This is a genomic window from Plantactinospora soyae (assembly GCF_014874095.1).
Classification (GTDB): domain Bacteria; phylum Actinomycetota; class Actinomycetes; order Mycobacteriales; family Micromonosporaceae; genus Plantactinospora; species Plantactinospora soyae.
In genome coordinates, this window is sequence record NZ_JADBEB010000001.1 from 159,519 (window position 1) to 185,957 (window position 26,439).

The 26,439-nt window shown below is 71.2% G+C and carries 25 protein-coding genes, 1 pseudogene and 1 riboswitch; of the genes and pseudogenes, 10 read left to right on the forward strand and 16 right to left on the reverse strand.

All coding sequences use genetic code 11. The features are described from left to right. Positions 1-70: 70 nt before the first annotated feature. The 5 genes and pseudogenes from H4W31_RS00670 to H4W31_RS00690 all read right to left on the reverse strand — a co-directional run bounded on the left by H4W31_RS00670 (position 71) and on the right by H4W31_RS00690 (position 5,745). Complete coding sequence (locus H4W31_RS00670; protein WP_192764852.1) at positions 71-1,039, reverse strand: ABC transporter permease; 969 nt, start codon at positions 1,037-1,039, stop codon at positions 71-73. A 563-nt stretch (positions 1,040-1,602) separates the two neighbouring features. Further along, on the reverse strand, positions 1,603-2,106 hold the full coding sequence (locus tag H4W31_RS00675; protein ID WP_192764853.1) for an O-acetyl-ADP-ribose deacetylase: 504 nt from the start codon (positions 2,104-2,106) through the stop codon (positions 1,603-1,605). A gap of 36 nt (positions 2,107-2,142) precedes the next feature. Next, on the reverse strand, positions 2,143-3,057 hold the full coding sequence (locus H4W31_RS00680) for a cation diffusion facilitator family transporter (protein WP_192764854.1): 915 nt from the start codon (positions 3,055-3,057) through the stop codon (positions 2,143-2,145). 163 nt (positions 3,058-3,220) lie between these two features. Beyond that, a complete protein-coding gene (locus tag H4W31_RS00685; protein ID WP_192764855.1) occupies positions 3,221-4,237 on the reverse strand; it encodes a coiled-coil domain-containing protein in 1,017 nt (338 codons plus the stop codon). Positions 4,238-4,240: 3 nt separating this feature from the next. Further along, positions 4,241-4,372: riboswitch (cyclic di-AMP (ydaO/yuaA leader) on the reverse strand. A 348-nt stretch (positions 4,373-4,720) separates the two neighbouring features. Next, positions 4,721-5,745, reverse strand: a pseudogene (locus tag H4W31_RS00690) (SDR family oxidoreductase). A gap of 271 nt (positions 5,746-6,016) precedes the next feature. On the opposite strand from H4W31_RS00690, the gene H4W31_RS00695 reads away from it, so the two are divergent. Beyond that, positions 6,017-6,739 (forward strand): polysaccharide deacetylase family protein, encoded by a 723-nt coding sequence (locus H4W31_RS00695; RefSeq protein ID WP_318782958.1) that lies wholly within the window; start codon positions 6,017-6,019, stop codon positions 6,737-6,739. Positions 6,740-6,759: 20 nt separating this feature from the next. Here the strand turns inward: H4W31_RS00695 and H4W31_RS00700 are convergent, their stop codons facing one another. Together H4W31_RS00700 and H4W31_RS00705 are read right to left on the reverse strand one after the other, a co-directional pair. After that, the gene (locus H4W31_RS00700; RefSeq protein WP_318782959.1) at positions 6,760-7,875 is read right to left on the reverse strand and encodes a glycosyltransferase family 2 protein; all 1,116 of its coding nucleotides are present in this window, start codon (positions 7,873-7,875) and stop codon (positions 6,760-6,762) included. Between the two features lie 134 nt (positions 7,876-8,009). Beyond that, the gene (locus H4W31_RS00705; RefSeq protein WP_192764858.1) at positions 8,010-8,543 is read right to left on the reverse strand and encodes a hypothetical protein; all 534 of its coding nucleotides are present in this window, start codon (positions 8,541-8,543) and stop codon (positions 8,010-8,012) included. Positions 8,544-8,646: 103 nt separating this feature from the next. Here H4W31_RS00705 and H4W31_RS00710 point away from each other — a divergent pair, with 103 nt between their 5' ends. Together H4W31_RS00710 and H4W31_RS00715 are read left to right on the forward strand one after the other, a co-directional pair. Then, positions 8,647-9,903, forward strand: coding sequence for a GNAT family N-acetyltransferase (locus H4W31_RS00710; RefSeq protein ID WP_192764859.1), 1,257 nt, complete (start codon positions 8,647-8,649; stop codon positions 9,901-9,903). 38 nt (positions 9,904-9,941) lie between these two features. Then, positions 9,942-10,253: a hypothetical protein gene (locus H4W31_RS00715; RefSeq protein ID WP_192764860.1), complete on the forward strand. Its 312-nt coding sequence runs from the start codon at positions 9,942-9,944 to the stop codon at positions 10,251-10,253. Between the two features lie 41 nt (positions 10,254-10,294). Here H4W31_RS00715 and H4W31_RS00720 read toward each other — a convergent pair whose 3' ends face one another. The 3 genes from H4W31_RS00720 to H4W31_RS00730 all read right to left on the reverse strand — a co-directional run bounded on the left by H4W31_RS00720 (position 10,295) and on the right by H4W31_RS00730 (position 12,966). Beyond that, on the reverse strand, positions 10,295-10,771 hold the full coding sequence (locus H4W31_RS00720) for a ribose-5-phosphate isomerase (RefSeq protein ID WP_192764861.1): 477 nt from the start codon (positions 10,769-10,771) through the stop codon (positions 10,295-10,297). 169 nt (positions 10,772-10,940) lie between these two features. After that, positions 10,941-12,194 carry a DUF1015 family protein gene (locus H4W31_RS00725; protein ID WP_192764862.1) on the reverse strand — a complete coding sequence of 418 codons (1,254 nt, stop codon included), beginning with the start codon at positions 12,192-12,194 and terminating at the stop codon, positions 10,941-10,943. Between the two features lie 145 nt (positions 12,195-12,339). Continuing rightward, entirely contained in the window at positions 12,340-12,966 is a 627-nt protein-coding gene (locus H4W31_RS00730; RefSeq protein ID WP_192764863.1) for a mycothiol-dependent nitroreductase Rv2466c family protein, read from the reverse strand. 216 nt (positions 12,967-13,182) lie between these two features. Between H4W31_RS00730 and pepN the strand changes: the two genes are divergently transcribed. Further along, positions 13,183-15,732, forward strand: a complete 2,550-nt coding sequence (gene pepN / locus H4W31_RS00735; protein ID WP_192771746.1) for an aminopeptidase N — start codon at positions 13,183-13,185, stop codon at positions 15,730-15,732. A gap of 154 nt (positions 15,733-15,886) precedes the next feature. On the opposite strand, the gene H4W31_RS00740 is transcribed toward pepN, so the two are convergent. From H4W31_RS00740 to H4W31_RS00755, 4 genes are all read right to left on the reverse strand, one after another. Further along, positions 15,887-16,324, reverse strand: coding sequence for a DUF5130 family protein (locus tag H4W31_RS00740; RefSeq protein ID WP_192764864.1), 438 nt, complete (start codon positions 16,322-16,324; stop codon positions 15,887-15,889). Next, on the reverse strand, positions 16,311-16,607 hold the full coding sequence (ctaJ, locus tag H4W31_RS00745; RefSeq protein WP_450091419.1) for an aa3-type cytochrome oxidase subunit CtaJ: 297 nt from the start codon (positions 16,605-16,607) through the stop codon (positions 16,311-16,313). The genes H4W31_RS00740 and ctaJ overlap by 14 nt, the downstream gene beginning before the upstream one ends. A gap of 520 nt (positions 16,608-17,127) precedes the next feature. Next, positions 17,128-18,402 (reverse strand): kynureninase, encoded by a 1,275-nt coding sequence (gene kynU, locus H4W31_RS00750; protein ID WP_192764865.1) that lies wholly within the window; start codon positions 18,400-18,402, stop codon positions 17,128-17,130. 72 nt (positions 18,403-18,474) lie between these two features. Next, positions 18,475-19,368 carry a tryptophan 2,3-dioxygenase gene (locus H4W31_RS00755; RefSeq protein ID WP_192771748.1) on the reverse strand — a complete coding sequence of 298 codons (894 nt, stop codon included), beginning with the start codon at positions 19,366-19,368 and terminating at the stop codon, positions 18,475-18,477. A gap of 189 nt (positions 19,369-19,557) precedes the next feature. Between H4W31_RS00755 and H4W31_RS00760 the strand changes: the two genes are divergently transcribed. From H4W31_RS00760 to H4W31_RS00770, 3 genes are all read left to right on the forward strand, one after another. Then, entirely contained in the window at positions 19,558-20,010 is a 453-nt protein-coding gene (locus H4W31_RS00760; RefSeq protein ID WP_192764866.1) for an Lrp/AsnC family transcriptional regulator, read from the forward strand. A 116-nt stretch (positions 20,011-20,126) separates the two neighbouring features. Further along, entirely contained in the window at positions 20,127-20,648 is a 522-nt protein-coding gene (locus tag H4W31_RS00765; protein WP_225945333.1) for a hypothetical protein, read from the forward strand. Positions 20,649-20,660: 12 nt separating this feature from the next. After that, positions 20,661-21,491: a class F sortase gene (locus H4W31_RS00770; RefSeq protein ID WP_192764867.1), complete on the forward strand. Its 831-nt coding sequence runs from the start codon at positions 20,661-20,663 to the stop codon at positions 21,489-21,491. Positions 21,492-21,562: 71 nt separating this feature from the next. On the opposite strand, the gene H4W31_RS00775 is transcribed toward H4W31_RS00770, so the two are convergent. Further along, positions 21,563-22,096 (reverse strand): HNH endonuclease, encoded by a 534-nt coding sequence (locus H4W31_RS00775; protein WP_192764868.1) that lies wholly within the window; start codon positions 22,094-22,096, stop codon positions 21,563-21,565. 384 nt (positions 22,097-22,480) lie between these two features. Between H4W31_RS00775 and H4W31_RS00780 the strand changes: the two genes are divergently transcribed. From H4W31_RS00780 to H4W31_RS00790, 3 genes are all read left to right on the forward strand, one after another. Further along, entirely contained in the window at positions 22,481-23,506 is a 1,026-nt protein-coding gene (locus H4W31_RS00780; protein WP_192771750.1) for a mechanosensitive ion channel family protein, read from the forward strand. Between the two features lie 292 nt (positions 23,507-23,798). Beyond that, complete coding sequence (locus tag H4W31_RS00785) at positions 23,799-25,211, forward strand: MFS transporter (protein WP_404825679.1); 1,413 nt, start codon at positions 23,799-23,801, stop codon at positions 25,209-25,211. Between the two features lie 89 nt (positions 25,212-25,300). Then, entirely contained in the window at positions 25,301-25,732 is a 432-nt protein-coding gene (locus tag H4W31_RS00790; RefSeq protein ID WP_192764870.1) for a globin, read from the forward strand. A gap of 34 nt (positions 25,733-25,766) precedes the next feature. On the opposite strand, the gene H4W31_RS00795 is transcribed toward H4W31_RS00790, so the two are convergent. After that, the gene (locus H4W31_RS00795; RefSeq protein WP_192764871.1) at positions 25,767-26,351 is read right to left on the reverse strand and encodes a type III secretion system chaperone family protein; all 585 of its coding nucleotides are present in this window, start codon (positions 26,349-26,351) and stop codon (positions 25,767-25,769) included. Positions 26,352-26,439 lie beyond the last annotated feature (88 nt).

The window sequence follows — 26,439 nt, forward strand, 5'->3', positions numbered from 1 at the left end:
TCCCTCGTCTGTCCCGCCGTGCCGCCGCCCGACCCGGTCACCAGCCCCGGGCCGGTACCCCGGAGCCGGTTCATCCGGCCCGGACCCGGCGACGCGCGCCCGGCCGTACCCGTGGATCGAGTCGCATCTGGATCAGTTCGCCGACCAGGTTCGCGACCACCACGCCCACCGCGATCAGCACGATCGCGCCCTGAAGAAGGGTCGCGTCGCGGTTGTTGATGGCGCCGAGCACCAGGCGGCCGATCCCCGGGATCGAGAAGACCTCCTCGACGATCACCACGCCGGAGAGCAGGAACCCGGTGGTGAGCGCGATCAGCGTGATCAGCCCGCCGACCGAGTTCCGAGCCACGTGCAGGACCAGGATCCTGGGTTTGGACAGGCCCTTCATCCGGGCGAGGGTGACGTACTCCTCGCTCTCCAACTGCTCGTAGATCTCGCTGCGCAGCACCCGCATGTACTCGGGGAAGACCGACACCCCGAGCGCGACCGACGGGATGATCATCGCCTTGATGTTGGCGCCCCAGCCCTCGGTGGCGGGGTCCACCCAGCCGATCGAGGAGACCATCCGGAGGCCGGTCGCGAAGACCACGATCAGCATCAGCGCCACCACGAACGCCGGTACCGAGTTGCCGATCAGCCCGAGTACGGTGACGAACCGGTCCGCCCAGCGGAACCGCAGCGAGAGCACGGTGGTCAGCAGCGCCAGGGTGATGCCGACGATCTGTGCGCCGACGAGCAGTTCGACGGTCGGCGGCAGCGCCAGCCGGATCGCCTCGCTGACGCTCTGGTGGGTGATCACCGAGGTGCCGAAGTCGCCCCGTACGGCGGCGCCGAGCCAGTCCAGGTAACGGACGTAGAGCGGATCGTCCAGCCGCAACTGGGCGGTCAGTTCGGCGGCCGCCTCGGGGGTGTAGAAGTCACCGAGGATGGCGTAGACGACGTTGCCCTGCAGGATGTTGACGAGCCCGAATCCGAGCGCCGTCACGCAGAGAACGACGACCAGCATCTGGAGCAGCCGGGCACCGATCACCCGGAGCATCGCGGTGTTCCTTCGTGGGATCGACGACGCCGGCTGATCATCCTGGACTCCCTTGCCCTCTGGGGTCGTCGCGTGCGTGCCCGACCCGTCCGGATCGGCTGGGACGCCAGGTGGGACCGGCTCGCCGCTTAGCCGGACGCTACAATTCGGTTCCGCTCATAGCAACGCCCCCCTCTGTTGGTTCTGCTATGCGGAACATTTCGTGGCCGTTTCGTAACAACATCAAGAACGGACCGGTCGACCCGGCTCGGACATCCGGCCGGCACGTCCCGATCCGGGGCGCGCGAGACCGACAGAACGGCGGAGGACAGCAACCTGCTCCGTCTGTCAGGATGTTGATCGTCTGTGTTCCGCGAACCAGAATGATCGCGTCCGCGTCCGCGTCCGCGTGCGGCGGCGGCACGGGCGGGCGGCGACACGAGCGGCGGCCCGCGAGCGGGCGGCGACACGAGCGGCGGCACGGCCGGACGGCGACACGAGCGGCGACACGGCCGGGGGTCAGCCCCGCGGGCCGTCGCGCGGGTACCCGCGAATCACCGGGCGGGTGTCGACGGCCGGCGGGTTCAGGCCGCGAGCGCGGTGCGCAGCAGGTCCAGGGTTTCGGCGTCGAAGGCGATCAGGCGGATCCGGGACACCTCCGTCGGCGTCGACCGGAGCGTCGTGACCGCGATCCGGGCCGCCTGCTCCGGCGGAAACCCGTACACCCCGGTGGCGATGGCCGGAAAGGCGACGCTGCCGGCACCCAGCTCGTCGGCGACGGCCAGGCAGCGGCGGTAGCAGGAGGCCAGCACCCCGGCCTCGCCGTACCGGCCGCCTTCCCAGACCGGGCCTACGGTGTGGATGACGTGCCGGACCGGCGGATCCAGGTCGAACGCCGGGGTCGCCATCGCCTCACCGGGTGGGCACGGCCCGATCTTCCCACCCGCCTCGGCGAGCCGGCGGCCGGCCGCCCGGTGGATCGCGCCGTCCACCCCGCCACCGCCCAGCAGCGACTCGTTGGCCGCGGTCACGATGGCGTCCACGTTCTCCGTGGTGATGTCGCCGAGTACGACGTCGATCGTGGTCATGTGCCGATGGTGCCAGTCAACCGCCGACGGCGCGCGTCACCACGAGGTTCCATGACAGAGTCGCTCGGCGCTCGGCGGTTCGACCTGGAGGGTGGCGTGTTCGATGCCGAAGTCGTCGTGCAGGTGTCGACGGGCCGCCGCCAGTACCGCCGCCACGTCGGCACCCTCGCCCAGGTTCAGGTGCGCCGAGGCCACCTCCATCCCGGAGGTGAGGGTCCAGACGTGCAGGTCATGCACCTCGGTCACCCCGTCCAGGCCGGCCAGCCGCTCCCGGACCAGGGCGACCTCGACGTGCGCCGGCGCGGCCTGCACCAGTACCCGACCGGCTGCCAGCGCGAGCTTCCAGGTCCGGGGCAGGATGAGCAGACCGACCACGACGGCGACGATCGGGTCCGCGTACCGCCAGCCGGTCGTGGCGATGACCGAGGCGGCGATGATGACGCCGACCGAACCGAGGAGGTCACCCAGCACCTCCAGGTAGGCGCCGCGCAGGTTGATGCTCTCCTTGGCCCCGCTACGCAACAGCAGGAAGGCCACCACGTTCACGGCCAGGCCGCCGACGGCGACGACCAGCATCGGCCCGGCCGCCACCTCGGGCGGATCGTCAAACCGGCGGACCGACTCCACCAGTACGAAGATCGCCACTCCGGAGAGCAGCACCGCGTTCGCCAGCGCGGCGAGCACCTCCAGGCGGTACAGCCCGAAGGTGCGCTGTGGATCGTTCGACGCGCGGCCGGCGGCGATGATCGCCGCGAGTGCCATGCCGATGCCCAGTACGTCGGTGAACATGTGTCCGGCGTCCGAGAGCAGCGCGAGCGAGCCGGTCAGCCAGGCGGCGACGGCCTGCACCACCATATAGACGGCCAACATCCCGAAGGCCAACCAGAGCGGTCGGCGATGCCGCTCCCCCGCCCACGCCTGCGGAGTTGCGTGCGCGTGTCCGGCGCCCATCTGTGGCCCCCTCCCCGGGCCGGCCCCCGCCGTCCCGGGAAACAACGTATGCGGACATCGCTATGTATGCAAGTTGAAAGTGGATGTCACCACGCAACCGCCCCGCCACCCGGAGTGGGTGGCGGGGCGGTTGCGGTTGGTACGGGGTGTTGCGTGCGATCGCTTACAGCATCGACATGTGCACGTGGTCGGTGTGGTCACTCGGACCGCTGTACGACTTCCAGCCGGTGGCCGGGAACCAGATCTCCTTGTACCAGATCACGTAAAGGATGCCCAGCCTGTCGGCGTTGCGGACCAGGAAGGCGGTAAGGTCGTTGCCGTACTTCATCTGATCGTCGTTCGCGGCCCGACTGAAGCCGGAGTTCTTCAACGACCAGTCACAGGCCCGACCCTTGGGATGCTCGAAGGGGCCGCCGTCGCGGTGGCAACCGACGAACCTCTTGAAGCCCGCCCGCCGAACCTCGTTGTACGCGTGCAGGGTCCGGGACGTGACGCATCCGTTGGTGGTCGGATCGTCCCTGTTGCATCCCTCCCCCGGGAAGCCGTCCGCCATCCCCGGCCCCGGCCGGGCGACCGCCGACTTGGCGTCCACGAGGCCCCGGTCGGGGCGCGACCTGCCGCCGACCAGCGAGAGGGCCTTCTCGGCCTCCTGCCGCTGCTTCTTGATGATCTTTTCCTGCGCGGCCTGCTTGGCGACCTCGGCGTCGACCGCCGCCTTGGTCTGGCTGACCTGCTCACGCGCCTGGTTCAGGGCCCGGAGCTTCTGATTGTTGAACAGGTTCAGCTCGTCCAGCGCGGCGGCCCGGTCGACGAACGAGTCGGTCGAGGCGCTGTTCAGCAACATCGACACGGCACTGAGCTTGCCGCTGCGGTACGACTCAGCGGCGATCTTGCTCGCCTCCGGAGCGAGCGCCGCCAGCCTGGCCTCCGCCTTTTTGAGGTCTCCGGCGAGCTGCGACTGCCGCTGCCTGGACTTCTTGACCGCGGCCTGGGCCTCCGCGTACCGCCTACCAGTGGTGGCGAGTACGTCACCGAGGATCGGCGAGTCGACGTCCTCCTTGGGAGCCGCCGGCTTCGGTGAGGCCGGCGCCGCCGACGCTGCCGACGGAACCACGATCAGTGCTGCGGCGGTGAGCAGTGCCAGGGCAGTCGCCAGCGATCGGCGTAGGGGTGCCCTCACATGTATCCCTTCCGTCGGCCGCCGACCGGGTTAGCTGACGGGTTCGGGATGGAAGAGGTCCCTACCGCTCGCGCGGATTCACCCCACGTGCTTGGGTCCCCGGTTCGCCGGGTGGCGATTAGGCGGCGATCAGCGCCGGCACCACGTGGTATCCGGCGACTATGAACGGCAGACAGCATACCTGGTTTCACTTCCAGAATGGCAAGACCCGATTGGCGACAAAAGCGTTGTCAGTCAACAACTATCAGTAATCATGGCGTGGCAGATCCATCGAAGAACATCCTTTGAGTCGCCGTTATCGACATACTGCTGTCGGCTATTTACCTAGCGCATGGACGGCAACCCGCCGACCGCTCCGAGAGATGTCCTATTTGACCGGTCGACGATTACCGACCACCTGCGACAAACCGCAGGTCAGAGCGGTTTGAGGCGGCAGGTCGACGGATCCACGGCCGGAGGTCGGCGACCGGGCGGCGACCGCGACTACCGCCGCCGCAGCGCCGCGGCGCCGAGCACCGCGCCGACGGTCGCGGCGGCGACCAGCCCGGCGGCGAGCAGACCCCGGTGCTGCGACAACCACAGTTGTGGACTGCGCGCCCCGGACCGCCGGTCGAACGAGCCGTGCGCTCCCGGGTCCACCCCACCGCCGTCGTCCAGCGGGTGCCACAGGTTGCTCGGCCGGTCTGGATCGGCCGGCTGGTCGGTCTGCTGCCCCGAGTAGCCCGAGCGGGCCAGATAGCGATCGAGCAGGCCGGGTACGCACCGGTTGGCCAGGATGGTGCCGACGGTGGAGGCACCCACCCAGTACTCCCGGCGCTGCGGTCTGTCGGCCGCGTAGACGATGGCCTGGGCGGCGACCTCGGGCTGGTAGATCGGTGGCACCGGCTGGGGCCGGTTACGCAGCCGGGACAGCACCCAGTCGAACTGCGGGGTGTTCACCGCCGGTAGGTGCACCATGGTCACGCGCACCGGACTGCGATCGTGCAGAAGTTCACAGCGTAGCGACTCGGTGAAGCCGACGATCGCGTGTTTAGCGCCACAATAGGCGGACTGTAGCGGAATCGACCGGTACGCCAGTGCGGATCCCACCTGCACGATGGTGCCGGACCCCGGGGCACCATCCGCCGGAGCGCGGCCTGGGTGCCGTACACGTAACCGAGATAGCAGACCTCCGTCACCCGGCGGAACTCCTCCGGACCGATCTCCGAAAACGGCGCGAACACCGACGCGAAAGCGTCGTTCACCCAGAGATCGATCGGTCCGAGTTCACTCGTCGCCCGGTCGGCCGCCGCCTCCACCTGGGAATGGTCCGACACGTCGGTCTCGATCGGCAGCGCGACGCCCCCGTTGGCCCGTACGTCCTCGGCGGCGGCACGCAGCCCCGTTCCGCCCCGGGCCAGCAGGGCAAGTCGCATTCCCCGTCGGGCCAGCAGACGTGCCGTGGCCCGGCCCACTCCCGCGCTCGCTCCGGTGATCACCGCCACCCCCGGCGCAGGTCGGGCACGCATCCGTCGTCTCCTCTGTCCATCCTGGCCGCCGGACCCCTCGCCGCCGGGGACCAGCTCGCGCCACACCGGGCCCCGGCCCCGCCCCGGGCCCCACCAGCGCCACTGCCGGCACGCTGGCCTGCCCGGCTACCCGGGATCCGGCCCGCCAAACGTCGGGCGTCCGGTGCCAGCCGTGCGGATCGGGAAACGAACCCCCCACCTGCCCACTCCACCCGTCCGGGTGAGGGTGAAGGCGGCTGTCGCGGGTACCCGGCCGGCGATGGTGAGGCGGGTGGAGGAACGAGTGCGGGCACGCGCGGTACCGGCGACAACGGTCGGTGCCGCGCTGGCCGCCCAGGCCGTACCGGCTCTGACCGTGCTGCCCGGCGTACGACTCCGGTTCTTTCCCCGGCTCAGCGGCCGGGGCGCCCCGGGCCACGTCGCGCTGACCTTCGACGACGGCCCCGACCCGGCCTCGACCCCGCTCTTCCTCGAGGCACTGGCCGCGCACGGTACCCGCGCGACGTTCTTCCTGCTCGGCTCCATGCTCGCCCGGGCCCCGGAACTCGGCCTGGACCTCGCCGCCGCCGGCCACGAGGTGGCGGTGCACGGCTGGGCACACCAGAATCTGCTCCTGCGCGGTCCGCACGCGACCTACCGCGACCTGGCCCGGACCCGCGAGCTGATCGGGGCGGTGACCGGCCGGACCCCCCGGTTCTTCCGGCCACCGTACGGCGTGTTCAGCACCGCGGCGCTGATGGCCGCCCGCCGGCTGGACCTGACGCCGGTGCTCTGGACCTGCTGGGGTCGGGACTGGACCCGTACGGCGACCCGCTCGTCCGTGCTCGACACGCTGCGGGGCGGCCTGACCGGGGGCGGGACGGTGCTGCTGCACGACTCCGACTGCACCTCCGCGCCCGGCGCCTGGCGGGCCAGCCTCGCCGCCCTGCCCCACCTGTTGGAGGAGTGCCTGAGCCGGGGCTGGCGGGTCGGGCCGCTCGGCGAGCACCGCTGAACGGCCCGGCCGAATAGGCCTCAGCCCACCCGGTCGGTCAACTCCCCGGGCGACGCCTCGGCCCGGCTGCCGGGCACGGTTGCCGGAGCCGGACCGGCACCGGCCGGAACGGGTTCGCTGCTCGGCTGCCTGATCCGCGCGACCATGCCGATGTGCGCCCGCCGGGCGACCCGGAGCGCGGCGAACAGGCTGTAGCCCCCGTGACCGACGATCCGGTGCTTGAGCCCGAGCGCTCCGCCGGGCGGCCGGTAACCGCCGGCCGGCAGGTGTGCGCGGTATCGGGCCACGATCTCGGCGAAGAACTCCCGGCGCCGGTCCGGCGGCACCCGACGGGGATGGCCGAGAACCTGGAGCAGGTGCCAGATCATCCGCTGGAAGATCAGGTGACGCAGTTCGGCCGGTACCGTCGGATCGGCGGCCAGCCGCGCCAGGACCCGGTCCCAGTGGGCGAAGACCTCGAAGTGGCGCTCGCTGACCGTCGAGGTGATCGCCCCACCGGGCCGCTGCCGGTACGCGTAACAGCAGCGGTCCAGCAGGCTGATCCGTCCGGCGGCGAGCATCAACGGAAAGGTGAACGAGACGTCCTCGTACCAGCCGGAGCCGAAGGTCAGGCCCGCTTCGAGGAGGAACTGTCGCCGGATCACCTTGTTGCAGGTGATATGCAGTACCGACAGCAGGGTCGGGCGCTCCCGCAGTGTGAAGGTCTCCGGGGCACCTCGCCCGGCACCGGCCTGGGACAACGGGTGGTGCCGCACCCCACCGTTCGGATAGTGCCGGGTGTACGCGGTGACCAGCAGATCCGGCGCGGTCCGGGCCAACCGGTCGGCGACCGCCGGCAGCGCGCCGTCGGGCAGCCAGTCGTCGCTGTCCACGAACCAGACGTACTTCCCGGTGGCCTGGGCGAGGCCGGCGTTGCGGGCCGCACCCAGCCCCTGGTTGCGCTCCAGGCTGACCAGCACGATCCGGGGGTCCCGGGCGGCGTACCGGGCGAGGATCCGGGCGCAGCCGTCGGTCGAGGCGTCGTCCACCGCGACCAGTTCGATGTCGCGCAGGGACTGGCCGAGGATCGAGTCGAGGCAGTCGGCCAGGTACTTCTCCACCTGGTAGACCGGAACTATCACGCTGAGCAGGGTCACCGTCGGCAACCTCCAGAGGAGGGGCGGAGACCGAATAGTAGCGTCGGGTAATCGGGCGCCAGGCGCTCAGTAACTATCGAGTGACCAAATTGTGATTTATCGCTTCGATCAACACCTGTCCCGGATCGTCGGCCTCACAGCCCGGCGACCCAATTCCACAGGTCCACGACCCACTCCGTCTGGCGCAGGTAGGCCACCCCGACGCCGACCAGGAACACGGCGGTCACCAGGTGGGCGCCCCGGGCCGTACGCCGGATCCGGCCGAGCTGCCGCTCCCAGATCACCCGCCCGACCAGCCGGGCCAGCGCGAAGAGACCAACCGCCACGAAGAGGGTCAGCACGAAGGTGACGACCGGACTGGTCAGGTCGCCACGCGCGGAGATGGCCCAGATCCCCCAGCAGACGAAGGCGAACAGGCCGCCGATCATGCTCCAGTGCATCCCCCGACGAAGCTGCCGCCAGTGGTAACCCGGGGGCAGCTGGTGCGGCTCCTCCTCCACCGCTGGCCACCCCGTGCCGGTCGGCTCGTGCGGCGTGACCGGCATCGACTCGGTACGCGGCTTCGGTGCGCCCACCGGCGCGACCCCGCGCCGGAAGCCCTCCGGACGGAAGCCCTCCGGCGGCATCTCGACGGTCCGTTCGGCCCACGGCTGCGTCTGCTCTGGCATCTGGTCCTCCCCATCGGCTCGGGCGCGAACCCGTCCCGGTTTCGAGGGTAGCCAGCCCGTAAACAGCTCGCCGAATCAGCACCCGGTGCACTAGACAGGGACGATGCTCGACACAGAGTCACCGATCGAGGCCGCCACTCCCGCCGACCTGGACGCCATCGGCACGCTGCTGCGAACCCTCTTTCACAACGAACCCGACGCCACCTTCACGGAGGTCCACGCCGGTATCGCCGAACCGGACCGGTCCCTGGTGGTCCGCTCCGGTGGGACCGTGGTGGCACACGCGGGGGCGTACACCCGGAAGTTGACCGTTCCCGGCGGCACGCTGCCGGCCGCGCACGTCACGGACGTCGGGGTGGCACCCACCCATCGACGCCGAGGGCTGCTGAACCGGATGATGCGGCGGCAGTTGCGGGACATCCAGGCCGCCGGGCAGGAGTCGATCGCGGTGCTCTGGGCCAGCGAGGGGCCGATCTACCCCCGGTTCGGCTACGGCCAGGCGACCCAGCAGTTGCCGCTGGAGGTCGACACCGCCGCGCTGCGGCTGGTCGAGCCCGCCGAGGCGGACCCGTCCGGCGGCCCGGTGCCGGCCGTCACGCTCCGGGTCGGCGACCCGCTCGCCCTCCGCTCCGTGCTCGCCCCGCTCTACGAGCGGGTCCGCGCCGGCCGCCCCGGCTGGTCCGACCGGACCGAGCCCTGGTGGCGGTACGTGCTGACCGACTACCCCAGCCGCCGGTCCGGGGGTACGGAGCGGCAGGCCGTGATCGCCGACACACCGACCGGACCCGCCGGGTACGCGCTGTGGCGTACCCGGGACGAGTGGGACGCCCGTGGGCCGCGCGGCATGGTGATGATCGACGAGGTGGTGGTCGAGGATCCCGTGGCGTACCGGGCGCTCTGGCGGTTCCTGCTCGGCGTGGACCTGACCCGGACCGTGATCTTCCATCACGCCGCCGTCGACGAGCCGTTGCACCACCTGGTCGACGAGCCGCGTCAGCTCGGCGCCCGGCTGAACCACGGGCTCTGGCTCCGGATCGTCGACCTGCCCGCCGCCCTGGCCGCCCGGAGCTACGCCACCGGAGTCGACGTGGTGCTCGACGTCACCGACCCGCTGCTGCCGGAGAACGCGGGCCGGTGGCGGCTGACCGCCGCGTCCGGCACCGCCCGGTGTACCCGGACCGACGCCCCGGCCGAGCTGGCGTGTGACGTACGCGATCTCGCCGCCGCCTACCTCGGTGGTTCCTCCCTCGGCACGCTGGCCGCGGCCGGACTGGTCCGGGAAGTCCGGCCCGGCGTGCTGCCCCGGGTCTCCGCCGCGTTCGGCTGGCACCGGGCGCCCAGCGGGCTGGGGACCTTCTGAGCGGCGAACGCCGGGCGTCCGGGCGGTAGTGTCGGGCCATGGGTGAACCGGAGCGTCGACGGCGTCGGCTGCGGCACGAACCGGCGAGCAGTGCCAGCGGACCGGCGGGCGAGGGACGCCGTGCCGCCGAGCCGGGTGCCGGCCCGGGACCGGGCGACGACCGGGACGTCGAACGCGGGCTGCGCGGCCTGATCGGCTCGGGCGCCTCCCAGGTGAGTGTCTCGGCGGCGATGCGGGCCCGGGACGCGGCCCGGCCGACGGACGCCGACCTCGCCGAGGCGGCCGAGCGGCTGGTGCTGGTCCGGCGCAACTGGGTGCCCCGGGAGGACCTTCCCCGCAACGGTCGCTGACCCACCGCCCCGCCACGGCCGCCCACGGCGGCACGTTCCGGCTACGGGCTGGTCGGCAGCGCCGGCAGCACCCCTACCCTCTCGTACTCGGCGACCTGCGCGATCCGGCGCGCGTGCCGGTCGTTGCCGGAGAACGGCGTGCTGAGGAACGCCTCCACGATCGCGGTCGCCTCGTCCAGGGTGTGCTGCCGGGCGCCGACCGCCACCACGTTCGCGTCGTTGTGCTGCCGGGCGAGTTGTGCGGTCTCCACGTTCCAGGCCAGTGCCGCCCGTACCCCGGCGACCTTGTTCGCGGCGATCTGCTCGCCGTTGCCGGACCCGCCGATCACCACCCCGAGGCTTCCCGGGTCGGCCACCACCCGGGCGCCGCTGTGCAGGCAGAACACGGGGTAGTCATCGTCCGGGTCGAAGAGGAAGGGCCCGACGTCCACCAGGTCGTAGCCCTGCTTGGCCAGGTGGTTGGCCAGATGCACCTTCAGTTCGTAACCGGCGTGGTCGGATCCCAGATAGACGCGCATACCGCGCAGTCTTCCAGCCCACCGCGCCGGCCCGCCGGCAGGCGCGGCGGCAGCCGGACAGATCACAGCCCGGACGGTGCCGGCTCGGCCGTCCGGGCCGCCGTACGGCCACCCGGTCGCGCCGCCGATCAGTCGCGCGGCGGTTCCCCGCCGATCAGTTCCCCGCCGATCAGTCGCGCGGCGGTTCCCCGCCGGAACGGCCGAGCTCGGCCAGGACGAGACCGCCCCGGGCCTTCGGGGTGAACCAGGTGCTCTTGCGGGGCATCTTCTGCCGGGCCAGGTTGACCGCGACGAAGTCCCGCACCGTCACCGGAGCGATCAGGATCGCCAGCTCCGCCCGGCCCGCGTCGACCTCGCCGACCAGCCAGTCCGCCGGGTAGTCCCCGCCGACGTAGGTGATCCGCTTGTCGCCGGGGTCGAGACCGAGCGCCTCCCGGAGCAGGACCCGCTCGACGAGGGCGTGGTCCAGGTTGTCCACCCCGTCCCCGGCACCCGCAGGCAGCGTGACCGCGTAGGTGGTGCCGGCGGCGTACAGGACGATGGTTCCGCCGGAGTCGGGCACCGCCGCCCGGCCGGTCACCGGCTCGACCCGCGCGCCCGCGCCGCGCAGTCGGGCGATCAGGTCGTCCGGGGTGGTGGTCAGCTCGCTGACCAGCCGGTTGTACGGCTGGATCGCCACCGACGCGGGCGTGGTGACCACCGCGAGGAAGCGGGTCAGCCGGCCGGTCTGGGCGGCCAGGCTCCGGTGGTTGCCGTCCGCGACGACCAGCTCCCCGGCCCCGGCCAACGCCAGCAACTCGTCCTGGCGCCGGCCCGGCCCGACCAGCCAGATCGCGTGGGTCCGGCCCGCCTGGTCGGTGTCGGTCGCGGCGGGTGCCCCGGCGGTGTCGGTCGCCTCGGCGAGGGCCAGGTGCAGGGCCTCGGCCGGATTCGGGTCGCCGGCACCGGCAGCCCGGTTGCCCGTCTGGAGCAGCAGCACCGGCGAGAGGAGATGACCGGTCGCCTCGGCCAGCGCCACCCGCTCCCGCACCTTGGCGATGAAGACGTCTTCGTTGCGGATCACCAGGCCCGGCTCGTCGGCGCTGGTCGAGATCTGATCGGTGTCGACCATGGCGAACAGGCCGTAGCCGGGCTCCTCGTCCGCCGCGGTGATCCGGTACAGCACGACGACCTGCTCGGCCGGGGTGTAACTGCCGTCGTCCCGGGCCTGCGCCAGCCGCGCGACGGCGTCGGGCAGCGACTCGGCGAAGGACCGCCCGAGGCTCTCCGGCGCCCGGTGCGGCATCTCGATCGCGAGTGCGCTGTGTGGATTGGACCGGATGATCTCGGTGATCTCGGCGTCGTCGGCGAACTCGTCGTAGTTCTGCGCGCCGGTGCCGCCCGTGGTGATCCAGGCCCGGGAGATCGGATGCACGACCGTCATGTCCCGGAACGCTACCGGCGGGACCGGACCCACCGTACGGACACCCCGACCCCGCCCACCTCGTGGGCATTCGCGGGGCGGGTTCGCGGTTAGGAGGGGGCCCTTCTTCTACAGAAAACGATAGGAAGGGCCCCCTCCTTACACCTCACTCGAAGCTGGGCGAGGCGGTACGGCTGCGCTTCAGCTCGTAGAAGCCGGGGGTCCCGGCGACCAGGAGCACCCCGTCCCACAGCCGACCGGCGGCCTCGCCCTTCGGCGCCGGCGTGATCACCGGACCGAAGAACGCGACGGTCTCACCCGGCACCGGGCCCGGAGCGTGGATCACCGGGGTGCCCACGTCCTGGCCGACCGGCTTCATCCCGGCGTCGTGGCTGGCCCGCAGCGCCTCGTCGTACTCGGTCGAGTCGGCGATCTCGGCCAGCGCCGGGTCCAGACCGACGTCGGCCAGCGCCGCCCGGTACAGCTCCTGGTTTCGTTCCTCCTTCTTGATGTGGATCCGGGTACCGAGAGCGGTGTACAGGTCACGCACCACTGCCGATCCGTGCTTCTGCTCCACCGCGACGCAGATCCGTACCGGTCCCCAGGCCTTCTTCAGCCCCTCCCGGTACTGCTCCGGCATGTCCCGGCCCTCGTTGAGCACTGCCAGACTCATCACCCGGTACCGGACGTCGACCGGACGTACCCGTTCCACCTCCAGCAGCCATCGAGAGGTGATCCAGGCCCACGGGCAGGTCGGGTCGAAGAACATGTCAACGGCCGCACGCTCGGACACGGCGACTCCCTTCATCGTCGGGACGCCTGATTCGGCGACACCCGTTACAGATCTTCACCCCAGTCGACCGATATCGACAGCGGGATGAGACCGTGACCTGGAGCACCAGTACCTCGCTCGCCGGCATGAAAGACTCGGCGTGAGTCGTGGGGATGGCTCGATGCTGTCAACGGCGACAGCCAGCGGGAAGATCGGATGGAGATTCACGTGCCCGGAGTGCGCAACCTGACCCAGGTCGAGGCGACGGAGCGGGGGCGTCTGCTCGACGTCACCGGCTATGACATCCGCCTGGACCTGTCGTCCGCCGGACGAGCCGCGGACAACCGCACCTTCCGCTCGACGACCGAGGTCCGGTTCCGCTGTGCCGAGCCCGGCGCCACGACCTTCATCGAGCTGGCCGCCGACTCCGTCCGGGCCGCGACGTTGAACGACGCCCCGGTCGACCTCTCGGACTGGTCCGCCGAGGCCGGACTCACCCTGCCCGGCCTGGCCGCCGAGAACGTCCTGGTCGTGGAGGCCGACTTCCTCTACTCCTCCAGCGGCCAGGGGCTGCACCGCAGCGTCGACCCGGTGGACGGCGAGACCTACCTGTACAGCCAGTTCGAGACCGCGGACGCGCAGCGGGTCTTCGCCTGCTTCGACCAGCCCGACCTGAAGAGCGTCTTCAGCTGGCACGCGACCGTTCCGGCACACTGGCGGGCAATCTCCAACATGCCGGTACGCGACGAGGAGCCGGCCGACCAGGGAAGCAAGACGATCCACTTCGCTCCCTCGGCCGTGATGAGCACCTACGTCACGGCGATCTGCGCGGGGCCGTACCACGAGGTCCGCTACACCCACGACGGCATCGACCTCGGCTACTTCTGCCGGGCCAGCATGTCCCAGTACCTCGACTCGGCGGACCTGAACCTGGTCACCACCCAGGGCTTCGACTTCTTCCACGACCAGTTCGGCGTCCGCTACCCGCTGCCGAAGTACGACCAGGTGTGGGTGCCCGACTTCAACGCGGGCGCGATGGAGAACTTCGGCTGCGTCACGCACGCCGAGGCGCACTACCTGTTCCGCTCGCAGGAGACCGACTTCGAGTACGAGCAGCGCGCCAACACGATCCTGCACGAACTGGCGCACATGTGGTTCGGCGACCTGGTGACGATGCGCTGGTGGAACGACCTCTGGCTGAACGAGTCGTTCGCCGAGTGGGCCAGTCACTGGGCCAACACCAACGCGACCCGGTTCTCGGACGCCTGGACGACGTTCCTGTCGGTCCGGAAGAACTGGGGCTACCGGCAGGACCAGCTCTCCTCCACCCACCCGGTCTACTGCGAGATGCCCGACCTGGAGGCCGTCGAGGTCAACTTCGACGGCATCACGTACGCCAAGGGCGCCAGCGTGCTCAAGCAGCTCGTCGCGTACGTCGGCGAGGGGCCGTTCCGCGACGGCCTGCGCAGCTACTTCGGCAAGTACGCCTGGAGCAACGCCACCTTCGACGACCTGCTCACCGAGCTGGAGGCGGCCTCCGGCCGGGAACTGCGCAAGTTCGCCGCGGAGTGGCTGGAGACCGCACAGGTCAACACGCTGCGGCCGGAGGTGTCGATCGGCCCCGACGGCACGTACCAGTCGGTCGTGGTGTTGCAGGAGGCGCCGAGCGAGCACCCGACACTGCGTACGCACCGGATCGGGGTGGGCCTCTACGACCTGCGGAACGGCCGGCTGGTCCGCCGGGACCGGATCGAGGTCGACGTCGCCGGGGAGCGTACCGAGCTGGCACAGCTCACCGGCGTGGCCGCGCCGGACGTGCTGCTGCTCAACGACGACGACCTGACCTACGCCAAGCTCCGGCTGGACGAGCGGTCGATGGCGGCGGTCGTACAGCACATCGCCGCCTTCGAGTCGTCGCTGCCCCGGGGCCTGTGCTGGGCCGCCGCCTGGGACATGGTCCGGGACGCCGAACTGTCTGCCCGGGACTACGTGGCGCTGGCGTTGACCGGCCTGCCCGCCGAGACCGACATCAACCTGGTCACCCAGACGCTCCGGCAGACCGCCGCCACGCTCACCTCGTACGCGGCCCCGGACTGGGCACCGACCGGCTGGGCACAGCTCGCCGCCACCGCGTCGACCGCGCTACGGGCCGCCGAGCCGGGCAGCGGGCTGCAACTGACCTGGGCGCGTACCTTCGCTTCGGCCGCCCGCAACGCCTCGGAGCTGGCCGTACTGCGGGGCTGGCTGGACGGCGTCGAGGTGCCGGACGGGTTGACCATCGACACCGAGCTGCGTTGGACGGTGCTCCGGGCCCTGGTCGCGAACGGGGCGGCCGGGCGGGCCGAGATCGACGCGGAGTTGTCGTCGGACCGGACGTCGAGCGGCGAGCGGGAGGCCGCACTGGCGTACGCGCTGATCGCCACCGCCGAGAACAAGGCGGAGGTGTGGCGCACGCTGACCGGGGACGAGATCCTGCCGAACTGGCGGCACCGGGCACTGTTGCAGGGCTTGCAGCATCCGGCTCAGGTCGAGCTGACGGCCCCGTACGTCGAGCCGTTCTTCGCCTCGGTCGGCCAGGTCTGGGCGAGCCGGGACAGTGAGCCGGCCCAGGAGTTCGTCATGCTGGCGTACCCGGCGTACCAGGTCAGCGAGAACACCATCCGGGCCACCGACGGTTGGCTGGCCGAGTCGGGCCATCCGGCGTCGCTGCGCCGGCTGGTCGCCGAGGGCCGGGACGGAGTGCTCCGGGCGCTGCGGGCCCGGGCCAAGGATTCCGCCTCGGCCTGAGCGCGACCCGGCCCGGGGCACCGGCCGCGGCGACCAGCGCGCCACGGCCGGTCCGGAACCCCTGACCGGCCGGTCCGGATCCCCCGACACGACCGCACCCCGACCTCGGCGGCAAGCCGGTGTCGGGGTGCGTTGTCTTGGCTGGGCTGACGGGTTAGTCGGACCGACCTGCGCGGGTGGCGAGCTGGTCCAGGCCGCTGACGATGCCGCCGGCCAGGTCGCCGCCGCCGAAGGCCGCCACCATCGAGAGGGCGGCCAGTTTTGCGTCCCGGTCCGGAACCCGCTTACGCGCCTGGACGCCGGTCACCACCTCCAGCACCCGCTGGTTGGGCGAGAGCGCGACCAGCACGGCGTGGGCGGGATCGACCAGCTCGGCGTGCAGCCGCTGCGCGTGCTCCCGGACCGGCTCGGTCAGCGGCCCGACGTAGACCGTGAAGACCAGCCCGGTGGCGCCGTCGGCGACCCGCAGCGCCTCGTCGATGCGCAGCAGTTGGCGGGTGGTGAAGGGACCGTCCAGCACGTTGGGCTGCTCGGCGACCCCGGCCGAGGCATCGGGCCGGTCGGTCGTCGCCACGCTCTTACCAGCGGTCACTTGCGCCCCCTGTCACGCCGGCGCGCGTCGGCGCGCTGATGGTCTCGATCTCACCGCTGGTCAGACTGCGGGCCTCCGCGCCGGCCGGCAGCGCGGTCCGCGCGGACTCGGTCAGGTGCTCGGGCGAGGAGAGAAACCAGACCGGAGTGAACTCGAACGGCCGTCCCGGCCGGTAACGGCGGGCGTTACGCCCGCTCTTACCGGCCCGCGCCAACACGGTGATCACCAGTACGGCGGCGACCGGGATGGCGACAAAGACCAGCAACGTCTCGGAAACAGACAACCTCAACGCCCCCAGACGAAAACGGGATCATCGTGCCCGGCCCGAGCGGTTGACGATCTTGCCAATCCGCCCGACCCAGTCGCCGTTCACGGTATCGGAAAGCGAGGCCCGGCAGATCTCGGGGGGCCGATCCCAGCGCCGACGGGCAGCCGATCCGCCCCACGAAGGGCCGATCCGGGCGCGGCGGGGCCGGTTCCGGACCCCGCCACGCCCGTCGGAACGCGACCAGCGTCGGCACGCCCGGTGGGGCAGGCTCCCACGGCACCGGCCCCACCGGGCGCCGCGCTACGGCGTGATCGCGTACGCCCGGATCACGGTCTGCCGGACGGTGTTGCCGGCCCGGTCCGTGGCAGCCGCCGGCAGTGAGACGAAACATAGGTCCTTCTGCGCCGACCCGGTGTCCTTTCCGGAACAATAGCTAGACCATCGACAGCGACCAAAGGTTACGTCGGGTTTCGTACCGGCCGATACGTAGCTGAGATGACTCGATCCGAATCGATCACGGTCACGGCAGAGCGGCTCAGTCGACGAGCCGGGCCAACGCCTCGGCCGCCCGCCAGCAGTCGTGGTACGTCGAGTAGAGCGGCACCGGGGCCAGCCGGATCACGTCCGGCTCACGGTCGTCGACCAGCACTCCGTACTCGGTGGAGAGGCGTTTGGTCAGCGCGGCGGCGCCGCCCCGGCCGATCCGTACCGACAGCTGGCAGCCGCGTCGGGCCGGATCGCGTGGCGTGATCACCGTGAGCGGACGGGTCGGGGTGATCTCGTCCAGGAGTTCTTCCAGATATCCGGTCAACCGTTCACTGCGACTCCGCAACGCGGCCATTCCGACCTCTTCGAAGATCCCCAACGCCGAACGCATCGGCGCCATCGCCAGAACCGGCGGATTGGAGATCAGCCACGCCTCCGCCGTGGCCGGCGGCCGGGAGACCGGGGCCATCTCGAACCGGGTCGCCTCGTCCGTACCCCACCAACCCTCGAACCGGTTGACCGTCGGGTCGCCGAGGTGTCGCTCGTGGACGAAGATCCCGGCCAGCGCCCCCGGACCGGAGTTCAGGTACTTGTACGTGCACCAGGCGGCGAAGTCGACGTTCCAGTCGTGCAGGGCGAGCGGCACGTTCCCGACCGCGTGCGCGAGGTCCCAGCCGACCAGGGCACCGGACCGGTGGCCCGCCTCGGTGATGGTGGGAACGTCCAGCACCTCACCGGTCAGGTAGTTGACGCCGCCGAGCAGGACCAGCGCCACCCGGTCGCCCTCCCGGTCGAGGTACGCGACCACGTCCTCGGTCCGCAGGGTCTCCTCGCCGGGGCGGGGACGCAGCCGCACCACGGCCTCGTCCGGGTCCAGCCCGTGGTGCCGGGCCTGACTGCGTACCGCGTAACTGTCCGACGGGAAGGCACCGTCCTCGATGACGATCCGGTTCCGGGCGCCCGCCGGCCGGTAGAACGACACCATCAGCAGGTGCAGGTTGACCGTCAGCGAGTTCATCACCACGGTCTCGGCCGGCAGCGCGCCGACCAGCGACGCACTCGGGCCGGTGAGCGAGCGGTAGTACGGCACCCAGGGCCGGTCACCGGAGAAGTGGCCGGTCACGCCCCGGGTGGCCCAGGCGTCCAGCTCGGCCAGCAGGTCGGACCGGGCGGCCCGGGGTTGCAGGCCGAGGGAGTTCCCGACCAGGTAGGCCGCCTCCGGATACCGGCCACCCTCGGCCGGTGGAACGTGGAACAGGTGCCGATGGCCGGGATCGGCCTCGTCGCGACGCCGGGCGGTCGCCTCCGCCTCCGGGGTGGTCATGGGTGTTTCTTGCTCCTTCCCGCATCACCCGCGTCGCCGCGGGACCCGGCCGTACGGCACGGCCGGTCTCCGCTACATCTCCGTCCGGGCGGCCCACAGCTCGGGAAAGACCTCCCGGGCCATGCTCCGGCGCAGCCATGCCGCGCCGGCCGATCCTCCGGTGCCGACCTTCGCCCCCATGGTCCGACGTACGGCCTTGAGGTGCTGGTGCCGCCAGTCGTCGAACTGCTCGACGATCTCGACCAGCGTCTCACCCAGGAGCCGGAGGTGGTTGTCCGGCCCGGGGTCGGCGTAGACCTCGACCCAGGCGGCGGTGACCTCGGCGCTCGGCTCGGCCTCGTTCGAGAAGTCCCGGTCCAGCAACCCGGCCGGTACGGCGAAGCCCCGCCGCGCCAGCACGGCGATCACCTCGTCCCAGAGGCTCGGCGCCCGCAGCGTCTCGACCAGTTCGGCGTACACCTGGGGTTGCCGGTGGAACGGCCGGGCCAGGGAGACGGACTTGAGCCCGAGCAGGAACTCCAACTGCCGGTACATCGCGGACTGGAACCCGGAGCCCTCGCCGAGCAGGTTACGGAACCGGTTGAAGTCGGCCGGGGTCATCCAGCGCAGCCCGCGCCAGGCGGCGTTCAGTCCCTCCAGGTGCAGGGCGGCGCGGTGCAGCGGGGCGAGGGCGGCCCAGACGTCGTCCTCACGCAGCCGCTTGCGCGCCTCGCGCACTTCGAAACAGGTCAGCCCGAAGTACAGCTCCATGATCTGGCTGACCATCAGGAAGGACATCTCACCGGGATCCCGGCTCAGCGTCTGCTGGAGGCTGTGCAGGGTGCTGGCGTGCACGTACGTGTCGTACGGGGTCCGCTCGGCGAGTTCCAGCGTCGGCTCGCCGCCGTTGGCCGCCGCCCGGTCAGCGCGCTGCTGGGCGTTCGCCGGCCGTACGCGGGGCCGCTCGGGCAGCCGCTGCCGTTGAATGCTCTCCACCAGTTGCCTCCGTTCCGTGACGCGATACCGTCATGATCTCGCTGATCGGCCGGTCGACGGAATGCCGGAACGACGGCACTGGACCCGCAGTCTCCGTGGTTGTGCGGTTGATAGCCGAGATGACTTAACGTTTGAAAGGTCGTTTCGGCGTTCGCGATTGATTACGGAGAGTTAGCGACTATGGATGACATGGACTGGGCGCTGCTGCGGGAACTCCAGGCCGACGCGCGGCTCTCGTTCAGCGAGCTGTCCCGACGGGTCCACCTCTCCCCGCCGGCCGTCGCCGAGCGGGTACGACGGCTGGAGGAATCCGGTGTCGTGACCGGTTACCACGCGCACGTGGACCTGGACCGGGCCGGCCGGGCGGTGGTGGCGATGATCCGGATGTCCTGTTACGGCTCCCGGTGCATCCTTCGCGACCCCGAGGTGCCCGGTTGGCCGGAGATCCTGGAGATCCACCGGATCACCGGGGACGCGTGCAGCATGCTCAAGGTGGCAACCGGGTCGATCGAGGCGTTCGAGCAGGTCATCGACAGACTCGCCCCGTACGGGCAGCCGTCGAGCACGATGGTGCTCTCCAGCCCGCTCGCCTGGCATCCGGTCGCCCCGATCGCACCCGTACCGGCCGACTGACCAGCCCCGTACCCGGCCGAACGGCGATCGCGTGTGTGCTCCGAGTCGATGGGAACACCGATCCCGACGACGGTCGTGAACGCGACCGGCCGGGAGAACCGGCGGGGAGGAAAGTCATGCTCAGTGCCAAGATTGTCGGCCGTACGATCGCCGCCGGCGTCACCGTCGCCGCCCTGGTCCCGGGGCCGGCGTTCGGGACCCTGTCGGCCCTTCGGGCCGGGCCGAACACGTTCGTGGAGGTCACCCCGAACACCGCCCAGGGTGGTACCCGGGTCAACCTCCGGGCGAGCTGCGAGAACGGCAACAACCAGCAGGCCACGGTGCAGTCCGAGGCCTTCGGCCGGGTCATGCTCCGCCCCGACAACGGCTTTCTCACCGGTTCGGTGACGATTCCGGGCAACAAGGCACCGGGACCCTACGCCGTCAACCTCAGCTGCCAGAACGGCAACACCGCCACCACCACGCTCACCGTGGTGAACATGAGCCAGGGCAGCCAGGGACCGGCCACCGGTGGCGGCGGTACGGCGGGCGGACCGGGCGGCGTGCTGATCCTCGCGGGCGGTATCGGGGTTATCGCGCTCGGCCTCGGGTTCGGGCTGGCCGGGCGGAGCCGGCGCCGTACCGAGCCGGGTAGCTGATCCGGACCGGCGATGTTCCGTGCCCCCCGTGCCGATGGCACGTGGCGAAACCGGGCGGGCCGGTGGCGGGACCGGGCAGGTCGGTGGCGACGCCGTACCGCCCGGCTCGCCAGCCAGGCCACCGCGGCGAGCATCGCCAGCCCGGACCCGACCGATGGCACCCCGCCCGGGACGTTGGGCACGGTGCCGCCGAAACCGACCCGTCGGCGGGTACGGCGGGGCCGGCGGATTCGCCGACCCGGCCCGGTGGCCGTGATCACGCTGCTGCTCGGCCTGCTCATCACCCTCTTCGGGGTGCAGAACGTGACCGGTTTTTCCGTGCTGCCGACCGGGTTGACCTTCGGCGCTCCGGCGCCGCCCCGCAAGTTCCCGGTCCTGGAGTCGAGCCCGCCGGTGGGGATCGGGATCCGGTCGCTCGGCCTGACCGCTCCGGTGCATCCGGTGGGGGTGGCCGGGGACGGCACGATCGAGGTTCCGGCGTCGGACCGCCGCGACGAGGCCGGCTGGTACAGCCAGAGCCCCACCCCCGGCCAGTACGGGCCGGCGGTGATCGTCGGTCACGTCGACACCCGGACCGGACCGGCGGTCTTCCACGACCTCCCCGGACTGCGACCGGGCTCGAAGATCGAGGTCAACCGGGAGGACCGGTCGGTGGCGGTCTTCGAGGTCAACTCCGTCAAGCGGTTCAACAAGTCGCAGTTGCCGGTCGAGCGGGTCTACGGCGACTTCACCCGGCCGTCGCTCCGGCTGATCACCTGCGGCGGGCGCTGGGTGGGTGGCTCCACCGGGTACGCGGACAACGTCGTCGTCTTCGCGTCCCTGGTCTCGGCCCGTCAGTCATGACGACCCGACAGGCGACGCCGGAGACGGCCGGCCCGCCCGGTACGGCGGTCGCCGTCGCCGGACGGGTCGGGTCAGGCCGCCTCGCTCTCGCGCAGGTCCAGCCAGCTCGCCCAGCGCGGGTCGGGGGCCCGGTGACCGAGCACCCGCCAGGCGATGCCCTTCGGCGCGGCCGGCAGTGCGTGCAGCCGCCAGCCCAGCTCCGCCGGGGTCTTGTCGCCCTTGGTGTGGTTGCACTTGGCACAGGCCGCCACGACGTTCTCCCAGGCGTGCCGGCCGCCCCGGCTGCGCGGGAAGACGTGGTCGATGGTCTCGGCCGGGCCACGGCAGTAGACGCACCGCCAGTTGTCCCGGGCGAAGATCGCCCGCCGGGACAACCCGACGTGGGTCCGGTACGGCACCCGGACAAAACGGGTCAACCGCACCACCGATGGTACGGGGAGGGCGTTGCGGGCACTGTGCAGGATTCCTTCCCCGTCGGCCACGCAGACGGCCTTGGCCGACAGGACCAGGATCGCGGCCCGACGCACTGAAACGACACACAGCGGCTCATAGGTGGCATTGAGCACCAACGCTCCGGAGCCCACCGTGGGTCGTATGTCAGGCATCGCGCTCACCTCTCGGTCGTGTCTCGTCCGCTCCCTGTCGCCCGCCGGTGTCGACCCCGCTCCCGGTGGCCACAGTCGGCCCAGCACGCACCGACAGACCGCCACGACCGCGGCCGACGCCGGCAGATCACCGGCGTCCGTGCGCCAATAGTCCCCGATAGGTGCCCCGATTGCACGTACTAATCGGGGGTCCCGCAGAAAGCTTTCACGTCCCGTGGCAAGATGACCGGTTCCGTCCCCCCGCCCCTGGCCGGGCCGGAGCCCCATCCGGGGTCGCGGCGGCCTCGGCCACGAGCCGGCGGGTCGGCCGACGGCCGCCACCGGTCGTGCGGTACGAAGACACCCGTGAACCCCGCGAACCTGTTGACCACCGTCGTCCTCGGGATGCCCAGCGCGCCGACCCCGACCCCGGAGCCGGAGCCGAGCTGCCTGGACAACCCGTTCTGCAAGCAGGTCTACCGGGTGACGGACTCCGTGTGGTTCGCCGAGGGCAGCAACTACCTGCTGATCAAGCCGGCGACCATCGCGCTGATCCTGCTGCTCGCGATCCTGCTCCGGTACCTGCTGAACCGGACCATCAACCGGCTGGTCCGGAGCACCTCCGAGAGCCGGATCCCGGCCGTGCTCCGGCCGTTGCGGGAACGGATCCCGACCGCCGCACCCGACCCACAGGCCGTCGTACCCGAACGGCGGCGCCAGCGGGCCGAGGCGATCGGTTCGGTGCTGCGCAGCATGACCACGGCGGTCGTCTTCGCCATCGCCACCCTGCAGATCCTCAGCGAACTCAGCCTCGACCTGGCACCCCTGCTGGCCAGCGCGGGCATCGCCGGCCTGGCCCTGGGCTTCGGCGCCCAGACGCTGGTCAAGGACCTCATCGCCGGCCTGTTCATGCTGCTGGAGGACCAGTACGGCGTCGGCGACACGGTCGACCTCGGCGAGGCCACCGGCGTGGTGGAGGCCGTCGGGCTGCGGATCACCACCGTCCGGGACGCCCGCGGGGTGGTCTGGTACATCCGCAACGGCGAGATCATCCGGGTCGGCAACAAGAGCCAGGGCTGGGCGATGGTCGTCGTGGACATGCCGATCGGGTTCGCCCGTACCGAGGAGGCCACGGCGGTGCTGCGGACCGCGGCGGCCTCGGTGGCGGTCGATCCGGAACTCGCTCCGGAGCTGGTGGAGCCGCCCGAGGTGATCGGGGTCGAACAGATCACCGTGGACGGCTCGGTGATCCGTACCATCGCCAAGACCACGGCCGAGGGACAGTTCGCGGTCTCCCGCGAGCTGCGTCGCCGGCTCGCCGAGGCGCTGGAGAACTCCGGCATCACTGCCGGGATGGCGGCGACCCGGATGTTCCCGCGCCCCGCGGCACCGCCGGCCGAGGGCGAGACCGGCCAGGGTGGAGCGACCTGACCGACGTGGACCGACCCGACCGCGCGGAGCGATCCGACCGACGTGGAGCGACCTGACCGACCGAGGGACGAAGGGCGCGCCGGACGGCCCACGTCGGACGCCGCGTGGCAGGGGTCGCGTACCGCGCGGGCGGTCGGGTATCGTCCGTTCGACCAGTCGGAGATGCGACGATCTATCCGTTCGCCCTAGCCAGTTGTCATACGATCGGGCAGAATCCAGAACAGGCTCCCTCCCGGAGCGTAATGAAGACCTCGCTGATCCGAACGTCTGACGTTCTCGGCAGCCCCATCACATTTGGTCAGCGGTCGAGAACGATGGAGGCCCATCGGTGTCCGAAGAGACACACGCGCCCGAAAGGCCGGCAACCTTTCGGGAGGTGTTCGCCGAACGTGAGTATCGGGCGATCTTCGCGGCTACCGTACTGACCTGGACCGGTGACTATCTCGCCAAGGCCGCCGTCACGCTGCTGGTCTACCAGCAGAGCCGGTCGGTCGCGCTCTCGGCCGCCGCGTTCGCGACGAGCTACCTGCCCTGGCTGATCGGCGGACCGCTCCTCACCACGCTGGCCGACCGGTACCCGTACCGCACGGTCATGGTCATCTGCGACATCATCCGGGTGCCGCTGTACGTGGTCATCGCGATCGACGGCCTGAGCGCCGAGGTCATCCTCGTACTGCTCTTCGTCGCCACCCTGGTGAGTCCACCGAGCCAGGCCGCCCGGTCCGCGACGCTGCCGCTCATCCTGACCGGCGACCGGCTCGTGGTCGCACTCGGGCTGCACGCCAGCACCGGCCAGGCGGCGCAGGTCGTCGGCTACGTCGTCGGCGCCGGCATCGCGCTGTACAGCCCGGCTCTCGCACTGCTGATCAACGCCGCCGCGTTCGGGCTCTCCGCGCTGATCATCCGATTCGGGGTCCGGCACCGGCCCGCCGCGCCGACCGAGGGCGGCCGCCGCCATCTGCTGCGGGAGACCGCCGCCGGCTTCCAACTGGTGTTCGGCACCCCGGTACTGCGGGCAATCGCGATCATGGTCTTCTGCGCGATGCTCTTCGCCATCGTCCCCGAGGGGCTGGCCGCCGCCTGGGCCACCACCTTCGCCGGCGAGGGTGCCGACCGGAGCGCCACCCAGGCCCTGATCATGATCTCCGCGCCGGCCGGCTTCATCCTCGGCGGCCTGCTGATCGGCCGGGGTGTCCGGCCGGACCGGCGCCGGGCCCTGGTCCGGGTGTTCGCCGTCCTCGCCCCGCTGGCCCTGGTACCCACCCTGTTGAATCCGCCGCCGGTGGTGGTGGCGCTGCTGGCCGCGGTCGCGGGCTTCTCGGTCGCCGGCCTGCTGCCGGTGGCCAACGGCCTGTTCGTGCAGGCGCTGCCGCACGGCTACCGCGCCCGGGCGTTCGGGGTGATGAACACCGGCGTCCAGGTGATGCAGGGCGGCGCGGTCCTGGTCACCGGGGTGCTGGCCGAACGGTTCCCGATCCCCCGGGTGGTGGGCCTCTGGAGCGTCGCCGGAGTGCTGCTGATGCTGCTCCTGGCCGTCCGGTGGCCGCGTTCCGAACGGTTCGACGCGGCGATCGCCCAGGCCCGGGAGCGGGCCGCCACCCCGCCGCCCGAGGTACCGGCCAGCCGGGCCGGTGGCCGCACCGGAGCCGGTACGCCACCCGGCCCCAGGCCGCCGTCCTCCGAGGCCGGCGTCGGCGCCGTCTGACCCCGGGCAGGCCCTGGATGTGAGCCAGACCGCACCGGTACGCGGCTCCGACAGCGGTCGATCACCCTGTCGGATGGCAGGATGGAGCGGTGAATCCCGCAGGTGAGCGAGAGCAGACCCGCCCGTCGCCAACCTTCTTCGAGGAGATCGGCGGCGAGCCGGCCTTCCGGAGGTTGGTGGACGAGTTCTACGCGGGTGTCGCCGCCGACCCGCTGCTCCGGCCGATGTACCCGGAGGCCGACCTCGGTCCGGCCGCCGACCGACTCACGCTGTTCCTGATCCAGTACTGGGGCGGCCCCAACACCTACTCGGCACAGCGGGGCCACCCCCGGCTCCGGATGCGGCACGCACCGTTCCGGGTCGGCCCGGCCGAGCGCGACGCCTGGCTGCACCACATGCGTCGGGCCGTGGACAGCCTGGATCTGCCGGAGGAGTCCGCCACGACCCTGTGGCAGTACCTCGAACGGGCCGCGTACTTCATGGTCAACACCATGGACGAGACACCGGGCCCGGACCGCTGACGATCGCAGAACCGGGGCGTACGGCCGGTGCGGGCTAGAGCAGTGCGCCCTCGTCGTGCAGCCAGTCGACGAACGTCGTGGCGACCGCCGCACCGCAGTCCAGCATCTCGACGAGCAACGCGTCGTGGGCGCCGGCACTGAGCGGCACCTGCAACTCGGCGTAGATCGGCAACTGGCCGCGTTCGGTCGGGTCACCCACGTACGCCTTGCAGAACCGGCGGGTGTGGTTCCACTCGTTGACCACCCGGTACGCCCGGTCGGCCCAGTCCGGCGGCACGGTCGAGTGTGGACGTGCCCGCATGACGAGGATCTCGTCGTCGGGGCCCTCCAGGGCGAAAAGCACGGCGTGCCGCTCCCACATCGCCAGCAGGCTGCCGTCGCCGTCGGCGAGGTAGCGCACATCGAGCAGATCGAGGGCGTCGCCGACCCGGCGTAGCGTCACCGGTGCGATGACCGGTGGAACCTCTCTTATCGTGGCCCGGTCCCCCGGCCGGGAATCATGTTCCGGCTCCCGCGGCGCCGGCGGTCCGACCCGGACCGCGCCGTCCGTCTGGATCCTGCTTCGAGTTTCCGGCTCACCGCCACCGGCGTGGCCGGGGCGCCATGACCACCACGGCATCGCTTGCGCACCTCGCTCCCCAGCGGATCCACTCGCCTACGTTGCGTTGGATCCGAGGCCCGACGGTACCCGTACAGCCGGCTTGAAG

Bases quoted from the DNA above. Each gene is read 5' to 3' on its own strand.
- H4W31_RS00670 (WP_192764852.1), bottom strand. From the start codon at position 1,039: ATGCTCCGGGTGATCGGTGCCCGGCTGCTCCAGATGCTGGTCGTCGTT.
- H4W31_RS00675 (WP_192764853.1), bottom strand. From the start codon at position 2,106: ATGACCACGATCGACGTCGTACTCGGCGACATCACCACGGAGAACGTG.
- H4W31_RS00680 (WP_192764854.1), bottom strand. From the start codon at position 3,057: ATGGGCGCCGGACACGCGCACGCAACTCCGCAGGCGTGGGCGGGGGAG.
- H4W31_RS00705 (WP_192764858.1), bottom strand. From the start codon at position 8,543: ATGCCAGAGCAGACGCAGCCGTGGGCCGAACGGACCGTCGAGATGCCG.
- H4W31_RS00710 (WP_192764859.1), top strand. From the start codon at position 8,647: ATGCTCGACACAGAGTCACCGATCGAGGCCGCCACTCCCGCCGACCTG.
- H4W31_RS00715 (WP_192764860.1), top strand. From the start codon at position 9,942: ATGGGTGAACCGGAGCGTCGACGGCGTCGGCTGCGGCACGAACCGGCG.
- H4W31_RS00720 (WP_192764861.1), bottom strand. From the start codon at position 10,771: ATGCGCGTCTATCTGGGATCCGACCACGCCGGTTACGAACTGAAGGTG.
- H4W31_RS00725 (WP_192764862.1), bottom strand. From the start codon at position 12,194: ATGACGGTCGTGCATCCGATCTCCCGGGCCTGGATCACCACGGGCGGC.
- kynU (WP_192764865.1), bottom strand. From the start codon at position 18,402: ATGACCACCCCGGAGGCGGAGGCGACCGCCCGGCGTCGCGACGAGGCC.
- H4W31_RS00760 (WP_192764866.1), top strand. From the start codon at position 19,558: ATGGATGACATGGACTGGGCGCTGCTGCGGGAACTCCAGGCCGACGCG.
- H4W31_RS00765 (WP_225945333.1), top strand. From the start codon at position 20,127: ATGCTCAGTGCCAAGATTGTCGGCCGTACGATCGCCGCCGGCGTCACC.
- H4W31_RS00770 (WP_192764867.1), top strand. From the start codon at position 20,661: ATGTTCCGTGCCCCCCGTGCCGATGGCACGTGGCGAAACCGGGCGGGC.
- H4W31_RS00775 (WP_192764868.1), bottom strand. From the start codon at position 22,096: ATGCCTGACATACGACCCACGGTGGGCTCCGGAGCGTTGGTGCTCAAT.
- H4W31_RS00780 (WP_192771750.1), top strand. From the start codon at position 22,481: ATGCCCAGCGCGCCGACCCCGACCCCGGAGCCGGAGCCGAGCTGCCTG.
- H4W31_RS00795 (WP_192764871.1), bottom strand. From the start codon at position 26,351: ATGCCGTGGTGGTCATGGCGCCCCGGCCACGCCGGTGGCGGTGAGCCG.